This is a genomic window from Candidatus Flexifilum breve (assembly GCF_016713355.1).
In genome coordinates, this window is the sequence record NZ_JADJPI010000037.1 from 519,666 (window position 1) to 535,674 (window position 16,009).

The 16,009-nt window shown below is 59.1% G+C and carries 13 protein-coding genes and 1 rRNA gene; 11 read left to right on the top strand and 3 right to left on the bottom strand.

All coding sequences use genetic code 11. From position 1 onward, the window contains the following. Positions 1-189: 189 nt before the first annotated feature. The 8 genes from IPK17_RS33365 to IPK17_RS33400 all read left to right on the top strand — a co-directional run bounded on the left by IPK17_RS33365 (position 190) and on the right by IPK17_RS33400 (position 8,005). Positions 190-831 carry a 3-keto-alpha-glucoside-1,2-lyase-like domain-containing protein gene (locus tag IPK17_RS33365; RefSeq protein WP_343422044.1) on the top strand — a complete coding sequence of 214 codons (642 nt, stop codon included), beginning with the start codon at positions 190-192 and terminating at the stop codon, positions 829-831. Positions 832-969: 138 nt separating this feature from the next. Next, complete coding sequence (gene mtaB / locus IPK17_RS33370) at positions 970-2,277, top strand: tRNA (N(6)-L-threonylcarbamoyladenosine(37)-C(2))-methylthiotransferase MtaB (RefSeq protein ID WP_343422045.1); 1,308 nt, start codon at positions 970-972, stop codon at positions 2,275-2,277. Then, positions 2,265-2,714, top strand: a complete 450-nt coding sequence (locus IPK17_RS33375; RefSeq protein ID WP_343422046.1) for a GatB/YqeY domain-containing protein — start codon at positions 2,265-2,267, stop codon at positions 2,712-2,714. Before mtaB ends, IPK17_RS33375 begins: the two co-directional genes overlap by 13 nt. A 2-nt stretch (positions 2,715-2,716) precedes the next feature. Next, positions 2,717-5,074, top strand: a complete 2,358-nt coding sequence (locus IPK17_RS33380; protein ID WP_343422047.1) for an HD family phosphohydrolase — start codon at positions 2,717-2,719, stop codon at positions 5,072-5,074. Positions 5,075-5,103: 29 nt separating this feature from the next. Continuing rightward, positions 5,104-5,592, top strand: a complete 489-nt coding sequence (ybeY, locus tag IPK17_RS33385; RefSeq protein WP_343422048.1) for an rRNA maturation RNase YbeY — start codon at positions 5,104-5,106, stop codon at positions 5,590-5,592. Further along, positions 5,582-6,034: a diacylglycerol kinase family protein gene (locus IPK17_RS33390; protein WP_343422049.1), complete on the top strand. Its 453-nt coding sequence runs from the start codon at positions 5,582-5,584 to the stop codon at positions 6,032-6,034. Before ybeY ends, IPK17_RS33390 begins: the two co-directional genes overlap by 11 nt. 27 nt (positions 6,035-6,061) lie before the next feature. Next, positions 6,062-6,586: a diacylglycerol kinase gene (locus IPK17_RS33395; RefSeq protein ID WP_343422050.1), complete on the top strand. Its 525-nt coding sequence runs from the start codon at positions 6,062-6,064 to the stop codon at positions 6,584-6,586. 99 nt (positions 6,587-6,685) lie between these two features. Next, positions 6,686-8,005, top strand: a complete 1,320-nt coding sequence (locus IPK17_RS33400) for a glycoside hydrolase family 18 protein (RefSeq protein ID WP_343422051.1) — start codon at positions 6,686-6,688, stop codon at positions 8,003-8,005. A gap of 410 nt (positions 8,006-8,415) precedes the next feature. Here IPK17_RS33400 and IPK17_RS33405 read toward each other — a convergent pair whose 3' ends face one another. The 3 genes from IPK17_RS33405 to IPK17_RS33415 form a co-directional block, all read right to left on the bottom strand. Continuing rightward, complete coding sequence (locus IPK17_RS33405; protein WP_343422052.1) at positions 8,416-9,786, bottom strand: dipeptidase; 1,371 nt, start codon at positions 9,784-9,786, stop codon at positions 8,416-8,418. Between the two features lie 65 nt (positions 9,787-9,851). After that, the gene (locus tag IPK17_RS33410; RefSeq protein WP_343422053.1) at positions 9,852-10,226 is read right to left on the bottom strand and encodes a YrdB family protein; all 375 of its coding nucleotides are present in this window, start codon (positions 10,224-10,226) and stop codon (positions 9,852-9,854) included. 288 nt (positions 10,227-10,514) lie between these two features. Further along, a complete protein-coding gene (locus IPK17_RS33415) occupies positions 10,515-11,534 on the bottom strand; it encodes a TIGR03617 family F420-dependent LLM class oxidoreductase (RefSeq protein WP_343422054.1) in 1,020 nt (339 codons plus the stop codon). 100 nt (positions 11,535-11,634) lie between these two features. Here IPK17_RS33415 and IPK17_RS33420 point away from each other — a divergent pair, with 100 nt between their 5' ends. The 3 genes from IPK17_RS33420 to IPK17_RS33430 all read left to right on the top strand — a co-directional run bounded on the left by IPK17_RS33420 (position 11,635) and on the right by IPK17_RS33430 (position 15,871). Continuing rightward, entirely contained in the window at positions 11,635-12,906 is a 1,272-nt protein-coding gene (locus IPK17_RS33420) for a PP2C family protein-serine/threonine phosphatase (RefSeq protein WP_343422055.1), read from the top strand. Positions 12,907-12,974: 68 nt separating this feature from the next. Beyond that, positions 12,975-14,099: an AI-2E family transporter gene (locus IPK17_RS33425; protein WP_343422056.1), complete on the top strand. Its 1,125-nt coding sequence runs from the start codon at positions 12,975-12,977 to the stop codon at positions 14,097-14,099. Positions 14,100-14,436: 337 nt separating this feature from the next. Further along, positions 14,437-15,871: ribosomal RNA gene (locus tag IPK17_RS33430) — 16S ribosomal RNA — on the top strand. Positions 15,872-16,009: the final 138 nt, after the last annotated feature.

Here is a 16,009-nt window from a genome sequence, read left to right on the forward strand (position 1 = left end):
TAATTGTGTTACAATCTGTATTGTTTTTCGGAGAGAATTTGGCTTGGGCATGTGGAATGCCGTCGCTTGAGTGATCTCCTGTGTAAGTGAAAGGCGCGATTGTGCGAACTTTGCTGACCCTCCTGCTGCTGATTTCTGGTTCTCTTTGGTTTTATTCAACTGCGCGGACAGGCGGCCAACCTCCATTACGTGACGAGCGGCGCACCCGGTGAAGTCCTGTATGCCGCGGCCTTTGATGGCTTTCAGGATGAATGGGAGCTGTACAATGAAGAACGAATCGCTGAAATTACAGATGGTGTTCTTCGTTTGACCAATAACACCGTGAATAACGGCAGTTACTCAGTGACGAATTCACGCTTCAACGATTTTGATCTCACCGTTGATGCTCGGGCAGTTGCAGGCCCGCTCGACAACGGCTATGGAGTAGTGTTCCGATTGAAAGATCGGCAGAATTACTACACGTTTATGACGAGCAGTGATGGCTATTACCAGGTAGCGCGAGTAGTGGATGGGAACATCACAGAACTCAGTACATTCAATGTTGATTCGTCGATTGTTAATCAAGGCATTAGCACAGTAAATCGTCTACGAGTGGTAGCGCGAGGCAATCAATTCCAGTTCTACATCAACGGAGAACAGGTACAGGTCTGCATTCCGAACAATCCAGATGCTCAAAGTACGTACTTTATGGATTCGTGTATTGATGGCCAGATGCTGGATACTCTCACTGATGACGCTATTGCCCAAGGGCAGATTGGGGTTGTGGTGCAGACATTCAGTGAGTCGGGTGTGACGGTCGAGTTTGATAATCTGGTGGTGCTGGGTAGTTAGCCTCACCCCCGGCCCCTCTCCTTAAGGCGAGGGGAGTCGATCCGCGTGCGGTCGCTGTAGGGGCAAGTCATGCCTTGCCCTGACTATCGAGACGAATATGAGTGGGGTGCACCGCGGTGCGCCTGTGCAGGATTGGGCATGCGAATTCATTTGCGAACATTGGGCTGCCGCCTGAATCAGAGTGAGATCGAGACGATGGCGCGGCACTTTCGGCGGCAGGGACACGAAATTGTTGACGACCCCGCGCTGGCCGACCAGATTGTGGTCAACACCTGCGCGGTGACGGAAGACGCCTCCCGCGCCAGCCGCCGCCTCGTACGTGGGCTCAATCGCGAGAACGCCGCCGCGCAGATCACGGTGACGGGCTGTTACGCGCAAATCGCGCCGGATCAAATCGCGGTCATCCCCGGCGTGGCGCGGGTAGTCGACAACGGTACGAAAGATCAACTCGTCACAACGATCACGGGGCAGACGGTCGAACCGTTTGACTTAGAGCCGATCACGCGGGATACACCGACCCATCTGGCGCGCACGCGGGCGTTCGTCAAAGTGCAGGATGGCTGCGACAATGCCTGCACCTTCTGCGTGACGACCATCGCGCGTGGGGTCGGGCGCAGCCGCGATCTCAAGGATGTGCTCGGCGAGATTCATCTGCTCACGGCGATGGGCTATCAGGAAGCCGTCTTGACGGGCGTGCATCTCGGCTCCTATGGGCAAGATCGCGGTGAACACGACGGCTTGGTCATGTTGGTCAAAGCGATTTTGGCGGAGACGGATATTCCACGGCTGCGCCTATCCTCGCTCGAACCGTGGGATTTGACGCCGGACTTCTTCGAGTTGTGGAGCAACCCGCGGCTGTGCCCGCATCTGCACTTGCCGCTGCAAAGCGGGTGTGATGCGACGCTCAAGCGCATGCTGCGCAAGACGACGCAAGCGCAGTTCCGCGCGCTGATGCAAGCGGCGCGGTCAGCCATCAGCGACCCGTGCATCACGTCGGATGTGATTGTCGGCTTCCCCGGCGAGACCGACGAAGAGTTCGCCATCAGCGCGACGTATATTGGCGAGATGGACTTCGCGGGGATGCACGTCTTTCGCTACAGTAAGCGACCGGGGACGGCGGCGGCGCGCATGCGGAATCATGTGCCAGAAGCTGTGAAAAAGGCGCGCAGCGAAACGCTGATCGCGCTGGCGGCAGAGCAGGAGCGGCGCTACGCCGAACGCCACCTACACACCGAGCGTCCGGTCGCGTGGGAACATGTCTCAGGAGCGACTCAGGACGGCTTCGTCAACGTGGGTTATACTGATAATTATATCCGCGTCACCGCGATTCACCCGCGGGCGCTGACGGGGCACGTGCTCCCCGCGCGGCTGACAGATTACGATCCGGTGAAGCAGATGGTACGAGCGATACCACTAATCGAAACGGAAAGCGAATGGACGACGTAAAAGCAAAACTCAGCGAAGCGCTCAAGGCGGCGATGGTTGCCAAAGATACGGCGCGCCGCGATGTGATTCGCCTGATGCAGAGTGCGGTCAAGCAGATTGAAGTTGACGAGCGCAAAACGTTGACGAACGAAGATGTGCTCACAATTCTGCAAAAAGAGGTTAAGAAGCGCCGCGAAAGCGCCGAAGAAGCGCGCAAAGCCAATCGCGTGGACATTGCCGAGGGCGAAGAGGCGGAGATTGCCATCATCGAACAGTTCCTGCCGCAGCAGCTTTCGCGCGCGGAGATCGAAGTGCTCGTGCGTGACGCCATCGCTCAGACGGGCGCGACTTCGGCCAAGGAAATGGGCAAGGTGATGGGCGTCCTGATGCCGAAAACCAAGGGCGTCGCTGATGGCAAACTCGTCAATGAGGTTGTTCGCAGCCTGTTGAGTTCGTAACGATGCTGAGCGGCGTATCCCGGTTTCTCGACCGTTTCTTTCCTCCGGCTCGACGGGAGCAGCCGCTGTATCGACTGCTGCTGACGCTGGTGGCGGTGGCCTTCGTGTTGATCGCCACCGTAGTTATCGCCTTTGACAGCATTTTCCTCAGCCAGAACGCCGTCACGGCGCTGCAGATCGGCAGTATTGCGTCGAGTGATATTCGCGCGCCGTTCAGCGTCGTCTTCATCAGCGAGGTGCTGACCGACCGGATGCGGCAGGCCGCCGTCGCTGGCGTCAGCCCGATCTATGCGCCGCCGGACCCGAACGTGGCGCGCCAGCAAATCCAACTGCTGCGCCAGATCCTCGAATTCATCGATAACGTCCGGCACGATCCGTTTGGCACACCCGAGCAGAAGACGCGTGACATCAACAGCATCACCGCGCTCGCGCTCGATGCGGTCGTGATCGAGACGCTCCTCAACATGGACGATGAGACGTGGAATGCCGTCTCCGACGAAACGGTCACGGTGCTGGAACGCGTCATGCGCGAATCAATTCGCGAGAGCGAGCTGATGCAGATCGCCGATCAGATTCCGACGCAGGTCTCGCTGCGCTTTGATACGGAAGCCGCGGCGGTCGTCATCGATCTGGTCCACGATCTGCTGCGCCCGAATCGCTTCCTCGATGCCGCGGCGACCAGTGCCGCCGAGGTGGCCGCCGCCGAAGGCGTCGAGCCGCAGAGCCGCTCGTTTGAACGCGGTCAGGTGGTGGTGCGGGCGGGGACGCGCATCGAAGCAGCGGATTACGAAGCGCTGAGTCAACTCGGCTTGCTCAGCTCGCCGGATCGGCGCGCGCAGATGATCGTGCGCGCGTTCCTCGCCAGCTTGCTCGTGATGATCACCCTGGCGCTGTATGTGACGCGCAACGCCGACCAATTCAACACCAGCCCGCGCTCGATTGCGCTGCTCGCTGGGATCTTCGTGATCGCATTGGTGGGAGCTCGGCTCTTCAGCGGCGGCGACAACTTGCTCTACCTGTACCCGGCGGCGGCGATGGCGCTGCTGCTGGTGGCGATTGCGCATCTGGAAATCGCGATTGTGGCAGGCTTTTGTCTGGCGCTGCTCGTCGGCTTGATGAGCAACAATTCGCTCGAAATCGCGGTGTCGATTGGCGTGGGTGGCACGGTCGGCGCGTTGATGCTGCGCCGCTCGGATCGCTTCAACAGCTATTTTGGCGCGGGTTTTGTGGTCGGCCTGACCGATGTGGTCATCGTCACGCTGTTCAACCTCGGCTCGCTGGTGAGCGAAGACGGCACGTTCGGCACGCTCATCCTCTACGCGCTGATCAACGGCGTGCTGGCGGCCATGACCGCGCTGGCCGGGATGTATGGTCTGACGCTGTTGTTCAACCTGCCGACCAGCCTTAAACTGGTCGAATTGAGCCAACCGAATCAGCCGCTGTTGCAAAAGCTGCTGCGCAACGCGCCGGGCACCTACCAGCATTCGCTGCAAGTCGCGAACCTCGCCGAACAGGCCGCCAATGCCATCGACGCGGACGCGGATCTGCTGCGCGTGGCGGCGCTGTACCATGACATTGGCAAGGCGAACAATCCCGGCTTCTTCGTGGAGAATCAGGCGGATAACGTCAATCCGCATGACGCGCTGAACGACCCGTATCGCAGCGCGGCCATCATCATTGACCATGTGCTCGACGGGGACAAAATGGCGAAGCAGTCGCGCCTCCCATCCCGTCTGCGTGACTTCATCCTCGAACACCACGGCACGACGCAGGTCACCTACTTCTACAACAAGGCGCTGCAAGCGGCAGGCGATGACGAAGCCGTCGACATCAGCGAATTCACGTATCCGGGGCCGAAACCGCAAAGCCGCGAAACGGCGATCATGATGCTGGCAGATAGCTGCGAAAGCACGGTGCGCGCGCGCAAACCCGCCCACAAAGCCGAAATTGCCGAAATCGTCCAGGGCATCTTTGATGCGCGCATGCGGGATGGGCAGTTGGATGAGTGCGGCCTGACGCTGCGCGATTTGACGGCAGTCAAAGAGATCTTCATCGACATGCTGCAGGCGGTTTTTCACCCGCGCATCAACTACCCGTCATCAGGTGGTGCTCGACGACCCGCACAGGTCGCGGTGACGCAGCAAGTCCCGATTGAGGTCTATTCGCGACCGGATGAAGCACAGGCGACGCCGGAAGAACCCGCCGAACTGCCGCCCAAGCGCCAGACGAGCGAGGTGCGACCCGTCGCGCCGCCGACATCCAGCGAAGACGCTGACGAATCGCCGCTGCTGGAAGTCCCGCCGCTGCGCCGCACCCAGCGCATGAATCCGGCGGAGAAAGAACCTGATGATGATGTGTAAGGGCCGTCGGCACGAACTAAGGAACGAGCATGACCTACGAGATTGAAGTTCAAAACGATGACGCCTATCCGGTCAATGACGAGCGGCTGATCACGGCTGTGCGCGAAGTGCTGGAGCGCCACGCGGTCGAAGCGGGGACGGTGGTCACCATCGTGATCACCAGCAATGAAGATGTTGCCGCGCTCAACCGTGACTTTCGCGGAGTCGACTCGCCGACCGATATTCTCTCCTTCCCGGCAGATATTCCACCGATGCCCGGTGAGCCGCCGTATCTCGGCGATTTGATCATCGCGTATCCGTATGCCTCAGCGCAGGCGGCGCGTGAGGGTCATGTGCTGATGGAGAGCCTCGCGCTGTTGGTCGTGCATGGGTCATTGCATTTGCTCGGCTATGATCACGACACGCCGGAGAACAAAGCGGAGATGTGGGCGGAACAGGCCGAAGCACTGGTCGCTTTAGGCATCTCCCCGGAGATTGTGCCGCCGCTGGAAAAGGAAAGCGATCACGATGAAGGCTAAGATCGAGCATCACCGCATGGTCGATGCGCTGGTGAGCACATCGCGCATTAATCCGGAAGAGTTCGCCTACAAGACGAGCCCCAACCGCCTGAAAAGCCTGAGTTACGCGCTGGCCGGGTGGATCTACATGCTGCGCCGTCAGAAGAATACGCGTATCCAAGGCGTTGCCAGCATTGCGATGCTGGCGCTGGCGGCGTGGCTCGGCATTGAGCCGATCAGTTGGGCGATCCTCATCCTGACGATCACGATGGTGTGGATGGCCGAATTCATCAACGCAGCGGTTGAGGCGGCGATTGACCTTTCGACGAGCGAGTTTCACCCGATGGCGAAGGTCGGCAAAGATGTGGCGTCGGCGGCGGTGCTGCTTGGCGTGATGGCCTCCATCATCATCGGTTTAATCATCCTGCTCCCCCCCTTGTTGACGAAACTGGGGTGGGGTTGAAGTGTTCGATTAGGTTTGAGGTGAGGATTGAGCAATCTTGAAACTCCCAACATCGATGCCGATCAACCAGAAGAACAGCTAAACGACACGCAGACCGAGCAGAAAGACAAGCTGGTCACGCCGGATGGACAGGAAATCGACCTCGGCATCACGGGGACGATGAAGTTGAATCCGCCCGGACGCAAGTCGAACCCCAACCGCCTCGCCAGCGTCAAGTACGCCATTGCCGGGCTGCTCTATGTGCTCACGCACGAGCAGAGTATCAAATTGGCGACCATCGTCACGCTGATTGTGATTGTGGTTGGCTTGTGGCTGCAAATCAGCGTGCTGAGCTGGGCGCTGCTCACGTTTGCGCTCGGCAGCGTATGGGTGACCGAATGCCTGAATACCGCCATTGAAGCGGCCATCGACCTCGGCACGAGCGACCCGCATCCGCTGGCGAAGATCGGCAAGGATGTCGCGTCAACGGCGGCGCTGGTGAGCTCGATTGTCTTCGTGGTGATTGTGGCCCTCATCCTGGTGCCGCGCTTTCTGGATCGCGTTGCCGGGTGAGTTGCGCCCGCGCTCACGGCGGTGTATCGTGATGCTGAGTTTGCACGTTGTTCCGTGAAGGAATGGCTCATGGTTAAGCGTAGACAGTCGGGTTGAAGGATGAACAGAGACAGCAACGATTATTACTCGGACGAGACGCCGCGCTCCGGAATGCCGCCCGCCGATGACTTGCCGGAAATTCCGTTGGACGAGGAAGTCACGCCCGCGCACCCCATGCGTCCGGTGACCGACTGGGATGCGACCCCGGCGCGTCCGATGCGCCCGGTCGACGAGGAAGCCGGCGCGCCGCGCCGCAGCAAGGCGCGTGACCGCATCGAGAAACGCAAGCAGCAGACCCACGCCGTGAAATCCGGCGGTGGGGGGGCGCGTTCGCGTGCCAGTATGCCGCGCCAGATCAGCGTGCCGAGCACCCTGCCCAAAATCAATTGGAAGCTGGGGCGGGGGCCGCTGTATGTGATCGGTTCGGTGCTGCTCGTCCTCGCCGTGATCGCGATTCTTGGCCGGCTGCGCAACCAGCCGCCGGAAGTCCTGCCGAACGCCTTGTGGATCGGCACGGAATGGACGTATGACGCCTACACCGAAGATCAGCTCAAGGCGCTGGTGCAGCGCCTGCGGGACAACAAGATCGGCACGGTCTATGCGTGGGTGAGCTACCTGCAGGATGATGGCACATGGCGGCAGGAGACGACAGGGGCATGGGAGAATGTCAAAATCTTCCGCCAGCGCCTGAAAGAGTTGTATCCGGAAGTCGAAGTCTACGGGTGGGTTAGCCTCAACGTCAATCTTGGCGATGGTTACCGCCTTGACGAACCGGAAGTGATTGACGCGGTCGCCAATTTGAGTGGACGCGTGATCACCGAATTCAACTTCGACGGCGTCTATCTCAATGTCGAACCCGTATGGGACAATGACCAGAATTTCCTCGAACTGCTGCGCAAAGTGCGCGCCGAAGTCGGGTCGGACGTGCCCGTCGCCGCGGCGATCCCGCCTGACTGGAGCCCGCTCGGCGTCGACTTCACCATCCCGGCGATCATCGCGCCCGGCACGGTGTGGAATGCCGAATACAAGCAGAATGTCGCGCTGCTGGTCGATCAACTGTTGGTGATGGCGTACAACAGTACGCTTGCCTCGCCTGCCGAATATTCGCGCTGGGTCGCGTATCAGGTGGAGGTGTATGCGACGACGCTGGCCGAACGCAACATCGACACCGAAATTCTGATCGGCATTCCGACGTATGATGCTGAACTACCCGGTCATGACCCGATGATCGAAACGGTTCCGGCGGCCATTGACGGCATCAAATTGGGATTGGAGGACTCCGGCACGGCGGCGAGTTTCGTGCGCGGCGCGGCGATTTACGCTGGCTGGACGACCGACGAAACCGAATGGTCGCAGTTCAAGCGCGAGTGGGTGGATTAGGGCGAGTCGACAGTTTTCAGTTCACAGTTCACAGTGAAAACGCGCGTGGCAGGGGTGGTAACTTCCTGTCAGGGGTAGGTTTTTAATGCTTCCCAATGGAATGCGCGTTTCTTTCGCCAAAACCCCTGTAGGGACGAGGCATGCCTCGTCCTGTTTTTCTCTGGATTGGACGAAAAGCCTGCCATCCGTGAAAGCAAAAGAAGGTTTTAGCCAATAGGGTGACGGTTGTTTTGGCAAAGGAGGACGAGGCATGCCTCGTCCCTACAATTGAAAACCTACCCCTGTTAGGTGGTAACGTCGGGGCAAGGCATGCCTTGCCCCGACAAGCGATGCTCCAGATGAAGCTTTTCCGTTGCAGCGACACCAGTTTTTGACTGTGAACTGTTCACTGTCAACTGATAACTTGGCTTCTACTTCGCGACTTCTTCCAGATAGTAGATCGCCGTATCGATCCCCTTGTGGAACATGTCAATCGAATAGTGCTCGTCGGGGCCATGCGTGCCGTCGGTGTTGAGGCCAAAGCCGAGCATGACCGTGTTCACGTTGAGGATGCGCTTGAAGTCGGCGACGACGGGAATGCTCCCGCCTGTGCGCGAGTACAGCGGCGCTTTGCCCCACCCGCGTTCGTAGGCGCGGACGGCGGCCTGCATGACCGGCAGCGTCGGGTCAATTGAGGCCGGATCGCCCGCGTTGATCAGCTTGAGCTCGGCATGGACGTTGGGCGGCGCGATCTGCGCGATGTACGCCTTGACCAGCTCGTAGATTTCGACCGGGTCCTGGTCGGCGACGAGGCGGCAGCTAATTTTGGCCATCGCTTTGCACGGCAGCACGGTCTTCGCGCCTTCACCCGTCCATCCGCTGAGCAAACCGTTGATCTCCAGCGTGGGCCGGGCGACGATGCGCTCGTCGGCAGTGTACGCCGCTTCGCCCCACATGCCCGGCGCGCCGGTGATGTTCAGGTATTCCGAGTCGGGCAGCGCCAGCTTAGCGATCTCGCTGCGATCCGCATCCGTCAACGGGCGTACTTTGTCGTAGAAACCGGGCACGGCGATGCTGTTATCCGGGTTGTGCAGCTTGGCGACCATCTGCGCGAGGATCAGCGCGGGGTTGGGGATCGCGCCACCGTAGCCGCCGCTGTGCAGGTCTTTGCTGGACGCGGTGACATTCAGTTCCATGTACGTCAGACCGCGCAGCGACCGCGTGATTTCCGGCTGATCGGCGCTGGTCATGCCCGTGTCCGAAATCACGGCGACATCGGCCTTGAGCATAGCGGCATAAGTCTTGAGGAAATCCTGCAGGTTCTTCGATCCGATTTCCTCTTCGCCTTCGAGGATGAATTTGACGTTGACGGGCAGCTTGCCCTCAGTTTTGAGGTACGCCTCGGCGGCTTTGACGTGAATATACGCCTGGCCTTTGTCGTCGGACGAACCGCGCGCATAGATGAAACCGTCACGTTCGATCGGTTCAAACGGCTCGCTCGTCCAATTGTCTTTCACCTTGTCGGCGGGCTGGACATCGTAATGCCCGTAGATCAGCACGGTTGGCTTGTCCGCGCCCGCGTGCAGCCAATCGGCATACACGACCGGATGCCCGGCAGTCGGCATGACGGCGACATTCTCCATGCCGATGCGCTTCAGTTCCGCAGCCAGCCACTCGGCGGCGCGGCGCACATCGCCCGCGTACTGCGAGTCGGTGCTCACGCTGGGGATGCGAATCAGATCATGCAGCTGCTGGCGAAACGTGGCGCCGTTGGCGTGCGCGTATTCAATCGGGGTCGTCATCTATTTTCCTCTCATCCAGTAGGCGGCCTCCACGACCGCCCCGCAATTTTCTTAAGTGTGCGCAATTATGTCGCGGACGGCGAGTCCACTTTGGTATCCTGCCGCCACGCGTAAATCAGCCCGATGTTGAGCGCGCTGATCAGCCCGAGCACTACGCCGAGCCCCGTTTGTCCCGCGAGGATCAGCGCCAGCGCGCCGATCCCGAAGAACACGACGCGCAAGATCAGCAGACCGACACCCGTCAACCGCCGCTTCGATTGCGGCGCGCCCCACACCGCCCACACGCCGATGCCGATGACGGGCAGCAAGATGCATAAACCGATTTGCAGGACGGTGCCGTTCGTCGCCCCGGTGGTGTAACCCCAGTAGGCGAGGGCGGCGAGGACGCAGAGTTCGAGCCCGAAGGCGAGGGCGAGATTGGCTGATTTCAGAGCGGTCATAGCGAATAGGTTTCCTTGCAGGGTATTTAGGACAAAGCATGAGGGTGTTTCACAATTGGTGGCAATCCTCAACCTCACCCTGCTTGCTCTGCAAGCCGTCCCTCTCCGTGGGGAGAGGGACACGACCCGCCGTGCTTTTGCCCCTCTCCAGAGGGCGAGGGGCGGTTGAGCGCAGCGAAACGGGGTGAGGTTAGGCAAAATGCCAATTCTGAAATAGCCTCATTCCTTGTCCTTACGTGATAAATCTTTTCTTCCTAGGGACGCGATAAATCGCGTCCGCTGCCCAACCTAAGCAAAGGTTTCCGCTGCTTTTTTCCACATGACGGCCTTGTCGGCGTCACTGGGGGTGAACGGCATGTAATAGCCGACCCGATCCAGCAGGCCGGTGTAGCGCGCCTTGACCGCGTCCGCGAGTTCGTCGATGGGCGCGACGACCGCGAATTCGTTCAGCAGGTCATCGCTGATGAGTTCGCCCATTTCGAACCAGCGCCCCTGCCGCGAGAGCTCGTTCAACTGCACGTGCAGTTCCCCGAGTCCGTGCAGTTCGAGGACACTGCTGTAGCTCGGCGTGCTGGCGTAAAACGCGATCTGCGATTTGATAGCCAGCTTATTCTGAGCAGTTTCATCGGCGTTATTGCCCGTCACCACGAAGATCGCGCAGCTCAGCGCGCAGTCCTGCCGCGTGCGTCCGCTTTTGGCTGCGCCCTGTTCGATGTTCGGGATGATGAGTTCCCGCAAATACCGCACAGTATGGAACGGGTGCACATGAAAACCTTGGCACATTTCGCCCGCTAACCGACATAAATGTTCGTTGACTCCGGCAATGTAAATTGGAATCTCGGGGTGTTCGATGGGATTGGGCTTAAAGAACGGCGTCATCAGTGTGAATTTGTAGTGTTCGCCGAGGTAGCGCAGTGGCTTATTGGTCTGGAAGTTCGCCCAGATCGCCCGCAGCGACTCGATGTATTCGCGTAGGCGCGGAGTCGGCGCCGCCCACGGCGTCGCGAAGCGCTTTTCGATGTGCGGCTTGACCTGTGTGCCGAGCCCGAGCGCAAAGCGGCCGTTCGACTGTTCGGCCAAGTCCCACGCGATTTGCGCCGTGACCATCGGCGAACGGGGGAAGGCGACCGCGATGGCCGTGCCGAGCAGAATGCGCTGGGTCGCGGCGGCGGCGTGGGTGAGGGGCAAAAACGGATTATGGGCGGTTTCCGATGTCCACAATCCCGCGAAACCGTGATCCTCAACGGCGCGGGCGAGGTCGGCGGCAGTATTCAAATTTTCGGGAAAAATCGTGACATCAAAGCGCATTGTTGGTTTAACTTTCGAGCACCGAGAATTTCCGAGATTATAGCGCGGATTATGACGGCCTTGGTGCTATAATCGGTGCAAGATTAAAGGTGAAGATTTCATGATCGAACAGCCGCATCTCGACAAGATCGGGCAGGAACATCTGCTGACGCTGTACACCATCACGCGGACGATCAATTCCAGTCTGGATTTTGATGAGGTGCTCAACACGGTCATGGATTCGGTCATGCAGGTGACACGGGCGCAGCGCGGCTTCTTGATGGTCGCGGAAGATGACCCGAATCATATGGATGTGCGCGTCGCGCGTGGTCTGACCGGCGAGACAATTCAATCGGAAGCGCGCTACAGCACGTCCGTCGTCAACGAAGTGGTCGCCACTCGGCAGCCGCTCCTCACCAATAATGCCCAGTACGACGGCCGCTACAAAGTCGGGCAGAGCATCATCATGCAGGGGCTGCGGGCGATTTTGTGCGCGCCGATGATGGTGCGCGACCGCCTGATCGGCGTGGTCTACGTCGATTCCTCGATCCGTAACAACAACTTCAAAGAGGAGGACTTGCTCCTCCTGAACGCGGTTGCCGGGCAAGCGGCCGTCGCCATCGAAAATGCGCGCTTGTATCGGTTGGCGGTAGAACGCGGACGCATCGATCGTGAAATCCAAATGGCGCGCGAAATTCAGGAATCGCTGCTGCCGCGCAAGACGCTCAACATCCCCGGCTATCAGATCGCGGCGCAGTGGCGCTCGGCGCGCGAAATGGCGGGCGATTTCTACGATCTATTTCCACTCTCGGATGACACGTTCGGCGTGGTGATCGCTGATGTTTCCGACAAAGGCATTCCGGCGGCGCTGTTCATGGCGTCGGCCCGCAGCATGGTGCGCACGCACGCCTTCGCGGGCTTGTCGGCGGTCGAAACACTGGCGCGCACCAATGATCTGCTGGTGGAAGATACCGAAAGCGGCATGTTCGTCACGGTCTATTACAGCACCTTTCACCCGGACGGACAGGTGCGCGGCGTGAACGCGGGGCATAATCCGCCGCTGTTCTGCCGTCCGGCGTCCGATAGTGCCCAGTATTTACCCCGTGGTGGGCGGGCGCTCGGTTGGTTTCCGAACAATCCGCTGCACACCATCGATCTCCAGATGCAGCTCGGCGATGTGATCGTGTACTACACGGACGGCCTCACCGATGCGGAAAATCCGCGTGGTGATTTCTTCGGCGAAGCGCGCCTCATGCAAGTTGTGCGGAAATACGCGGACGGTACAGCCGACGAACTGCTGGCGGCTATCGAGAAAGCGGTCGACGATTTCTGCTGCGGTCTGCCCGCGTTCGATGACCTGACCCTCTGCGTCGTGCGCTATATTGGCGCGTAAAGCGTATCTTTATTAACGCCGTATTGTTTTTATGCTTGTAAGCACTTGCAGGCGAGGTAAACAGCTCTATGCATCAGGTTTCACCGAATACGGCCTACAGCTCTGTCACGCGCTGGGTCTTGACAGCGCTGGCGGTCATTATCCTCCTCGTTGCCGCGTGGATTATTCGCGGAATTCTCATGCTGACACTGGCATCGGTGATTTTGGTGGTCATGTTCACTATGCCGATCCGCTTGATGATCAGTCATGGCGTGCCGCGCACCATTGCGACTATCGCCTCACTGATTTTGGTGCTGCTGCTCGTGGTGATCTTGATTGGAACGGCGCTGCCGACCCTGATTCAGCAGTTCACGGTGCTGGCCACGGTGATCGTGCCTCAAGGTGTCGAGGCGCTGGCCGTGCGCTGGACCAATGGTGAGTTGCTCGCGCAGTATCCGTTCCTCAGCTTCTTGCAGGATCTCGATGTGCAGCCGTTCCTCGATACCGTTGGCTCGCAGTTTGCAACCGCGCTCGGACAGCTCGGCGTGCAAGTGCTCCCGGTGTTGGGCGGCGTTGCCGATACCGTCTTAAGCGTGCTCATCGTGATCTTCCTGAGTATGTATCTGCTCTCTAACCCGCAGATGCATCAGGAAGGGCTGATCAAGCTGTTTCCGCTCTGGTATCGCCACCGCGTGCGCGAGATCATCGCGCGATTGGATTTGATGCTGCGTGGATGGCTGCGGGCGACGGTCATCTCGATGGCGTTCGTGGCGATTGCGACGGGCGTCGGTATGGCGCTGCTCGGCATTCAGCAAGCGGCGGCGCTCGGCGTGCTGGCGGGCGTGTTGTCGTTCATCCCGAACTTTGGGCCGATCATTGCGCTCATCCCGTCCATCGCGGTCGGCATCGTACAAGCGCCCGAGAACCTCGGGTGGATCATTGTCGTGATTTATGGCGTTTCGTTCATTCAGAGCCAGATTGTCACGCCGATTCTCGTGGCGGGCAGCATTCGTCTGCCGCCCGTCCTCGTGCTGCTCGGGCAGATCGTCGCCGGGGCATTCCTCGGGTTCCTCGGCCTGATGCTCGCCGTGCCGATCACTGCGATCATTATGATTCTGGTGCAGGAAGTTTATATCAAGGACATGCTCGGCGACTTGTCGGTCAATGAGACGCTGGCCGCGCCGGACGAGGCGCTGCTCCCGGATGGGGTGTAGCAGCGGCGTTTTGGCTGAATTGAGACTCGTCAGGGTGCAGCTTGCTGCGCCCTGATCTTTTTCACCCCAAAATAGTGCAAAACTCACCCTTCACAGCCCCCACTTTAGGGGTATATAATCCCGCCTCGCTGTAGAGATTACAGCGCCGCACCTTCGAAAAGTTATATCCCAAATATCGCAAATCAGTTTGAAAAGAGTTTCAAATTGAGCGAGAAAAAGGATTGACAGTCCGCGAGGGCGACTGATAGAATACGTAACACATTCAGCAATGCGCTGAGTGCGAAACACGCACCTTAACAACAGAACTGTGAAGACGAAGAGATGAGCAAGTCAAACACTGACGGAGAGTTTGATCCTGGCTCAGGATGAACGCTGGCGGCGTGCTTAACACATGCAAGTCGAACGATCGCAAGATAGTGGCGCACGGGTGAGGAACACGTAGCTAACCTGCCTTTGGGTCTGGGATAACGTCGCGAAAGTGACGCTAAGACCGGATAAGCTCCCGGGTTGTAGAGACCAGAGAGAAAAGGGGCAAGACGCCCGAAGAGGGGGCTGCGGCGCATCAGCTAGTTGGTGGGGTAAAGGCCTACCAAGGCAACGACGCGTAAGGGGTGGGAGGCAGCAGTGAGGAATATTGCACAATGGGGGAACCCTGATGCAGCGACGCCGCGTGGGTGATGACGGCCTTCGGGTTGTAAAGCCCTTTTGCCACTGACGAGAACGGACGGTAGATGGCGAATAAGCCTCGGCTAACTACGTGCCAGCAGCCGCGGTAAAACGTAGGAGGCGAGCGTTATCCGGAGTTACTGGGCGTAAAGCGTGCGCAGGCGGTGCCATAAGTCAGGTGTGAAAGGTTCCGGCTCAACCGGGAAAACGCGCTTGAGACTGTGGGACTAGAGTGGGATAGAGGGACGTGGAATTCCGGGTGGAGCGGTGAAATGTGTAGAGATCCTGGAGGAACACAAGAGGCGCAAGCGGCGTCCTGGGTCCGAACTGCCGCTGAGGCGCGAAAGATTGGGGAGCGAACGGGATTAGAGACCCCGGTAGTCCAAGCCGTAAACGATGCAGACTGGATGTCCACTCCCGCAAGGGAGGGGGCGCCACAGCTAACGCGATAAGTCTGCCGCCTGGGGAGTACGGTCGCAAGACTAAAACTCAAAGGAATTGACGGGGGCCCGCACAAGCAGCGGAGCGTGTGGTTTAATTCGAGGCTACACGAAGAACCTTACCCGGGTTTGACATAGGCGTAGTAGCGAGCCGAAAGGTGAGCGACCGCAAGGAGCGTCTACAGGTGCTGCATGGCTGTCGTCAGCTCGTGTCGTGAGATGTTCGGTTAAGTCCGAAAACGAGCGCAACCCCCGGGGTCAGTTACACGTGTCTGGCCCGACTGCCTGCGAGAAGCAGGAGGAAGGTGGGGATGACGTCAAGTCAGCATGGCCTTTATATCCGGGGCTACACACACGCTACAATGGTCGGTACAGTGGGTTGCGAGACCGCGAGGTGGAGCCAATCCCCAAAGCCGATCGTAGTTCGGATTGCAGGCTGCAACTCGCCTGCATGAAGCCGGAGTTGCTAGTAACCGCGTATCAGCCACGGCGCGGTGAATACGTTCCCGGGCCTTGTACACACCGCCCGTCACGTCATGGGAGCTGGTCATGCCTGAAGTCGGAGAGCCAACCTTACGGGGGCAACCGCCGAAGGCAGGGCGGGTGACTGGGACGAAGTCGTAACAAGGTAGCTGTACCGGAAGGTGCGGCTGGATCACCTCCTTTCTGAGAAACAACGGGCAGACGCCGAGAGGCAAAGCCCAAAGCAAGACAATGACACGGAACACTCCGGTCAAAACGCGATTTGCTCCACCCTCTTCAATGAAGGATCTCTTCGTCTCACAGTTCTGTGGTTAAGGATGC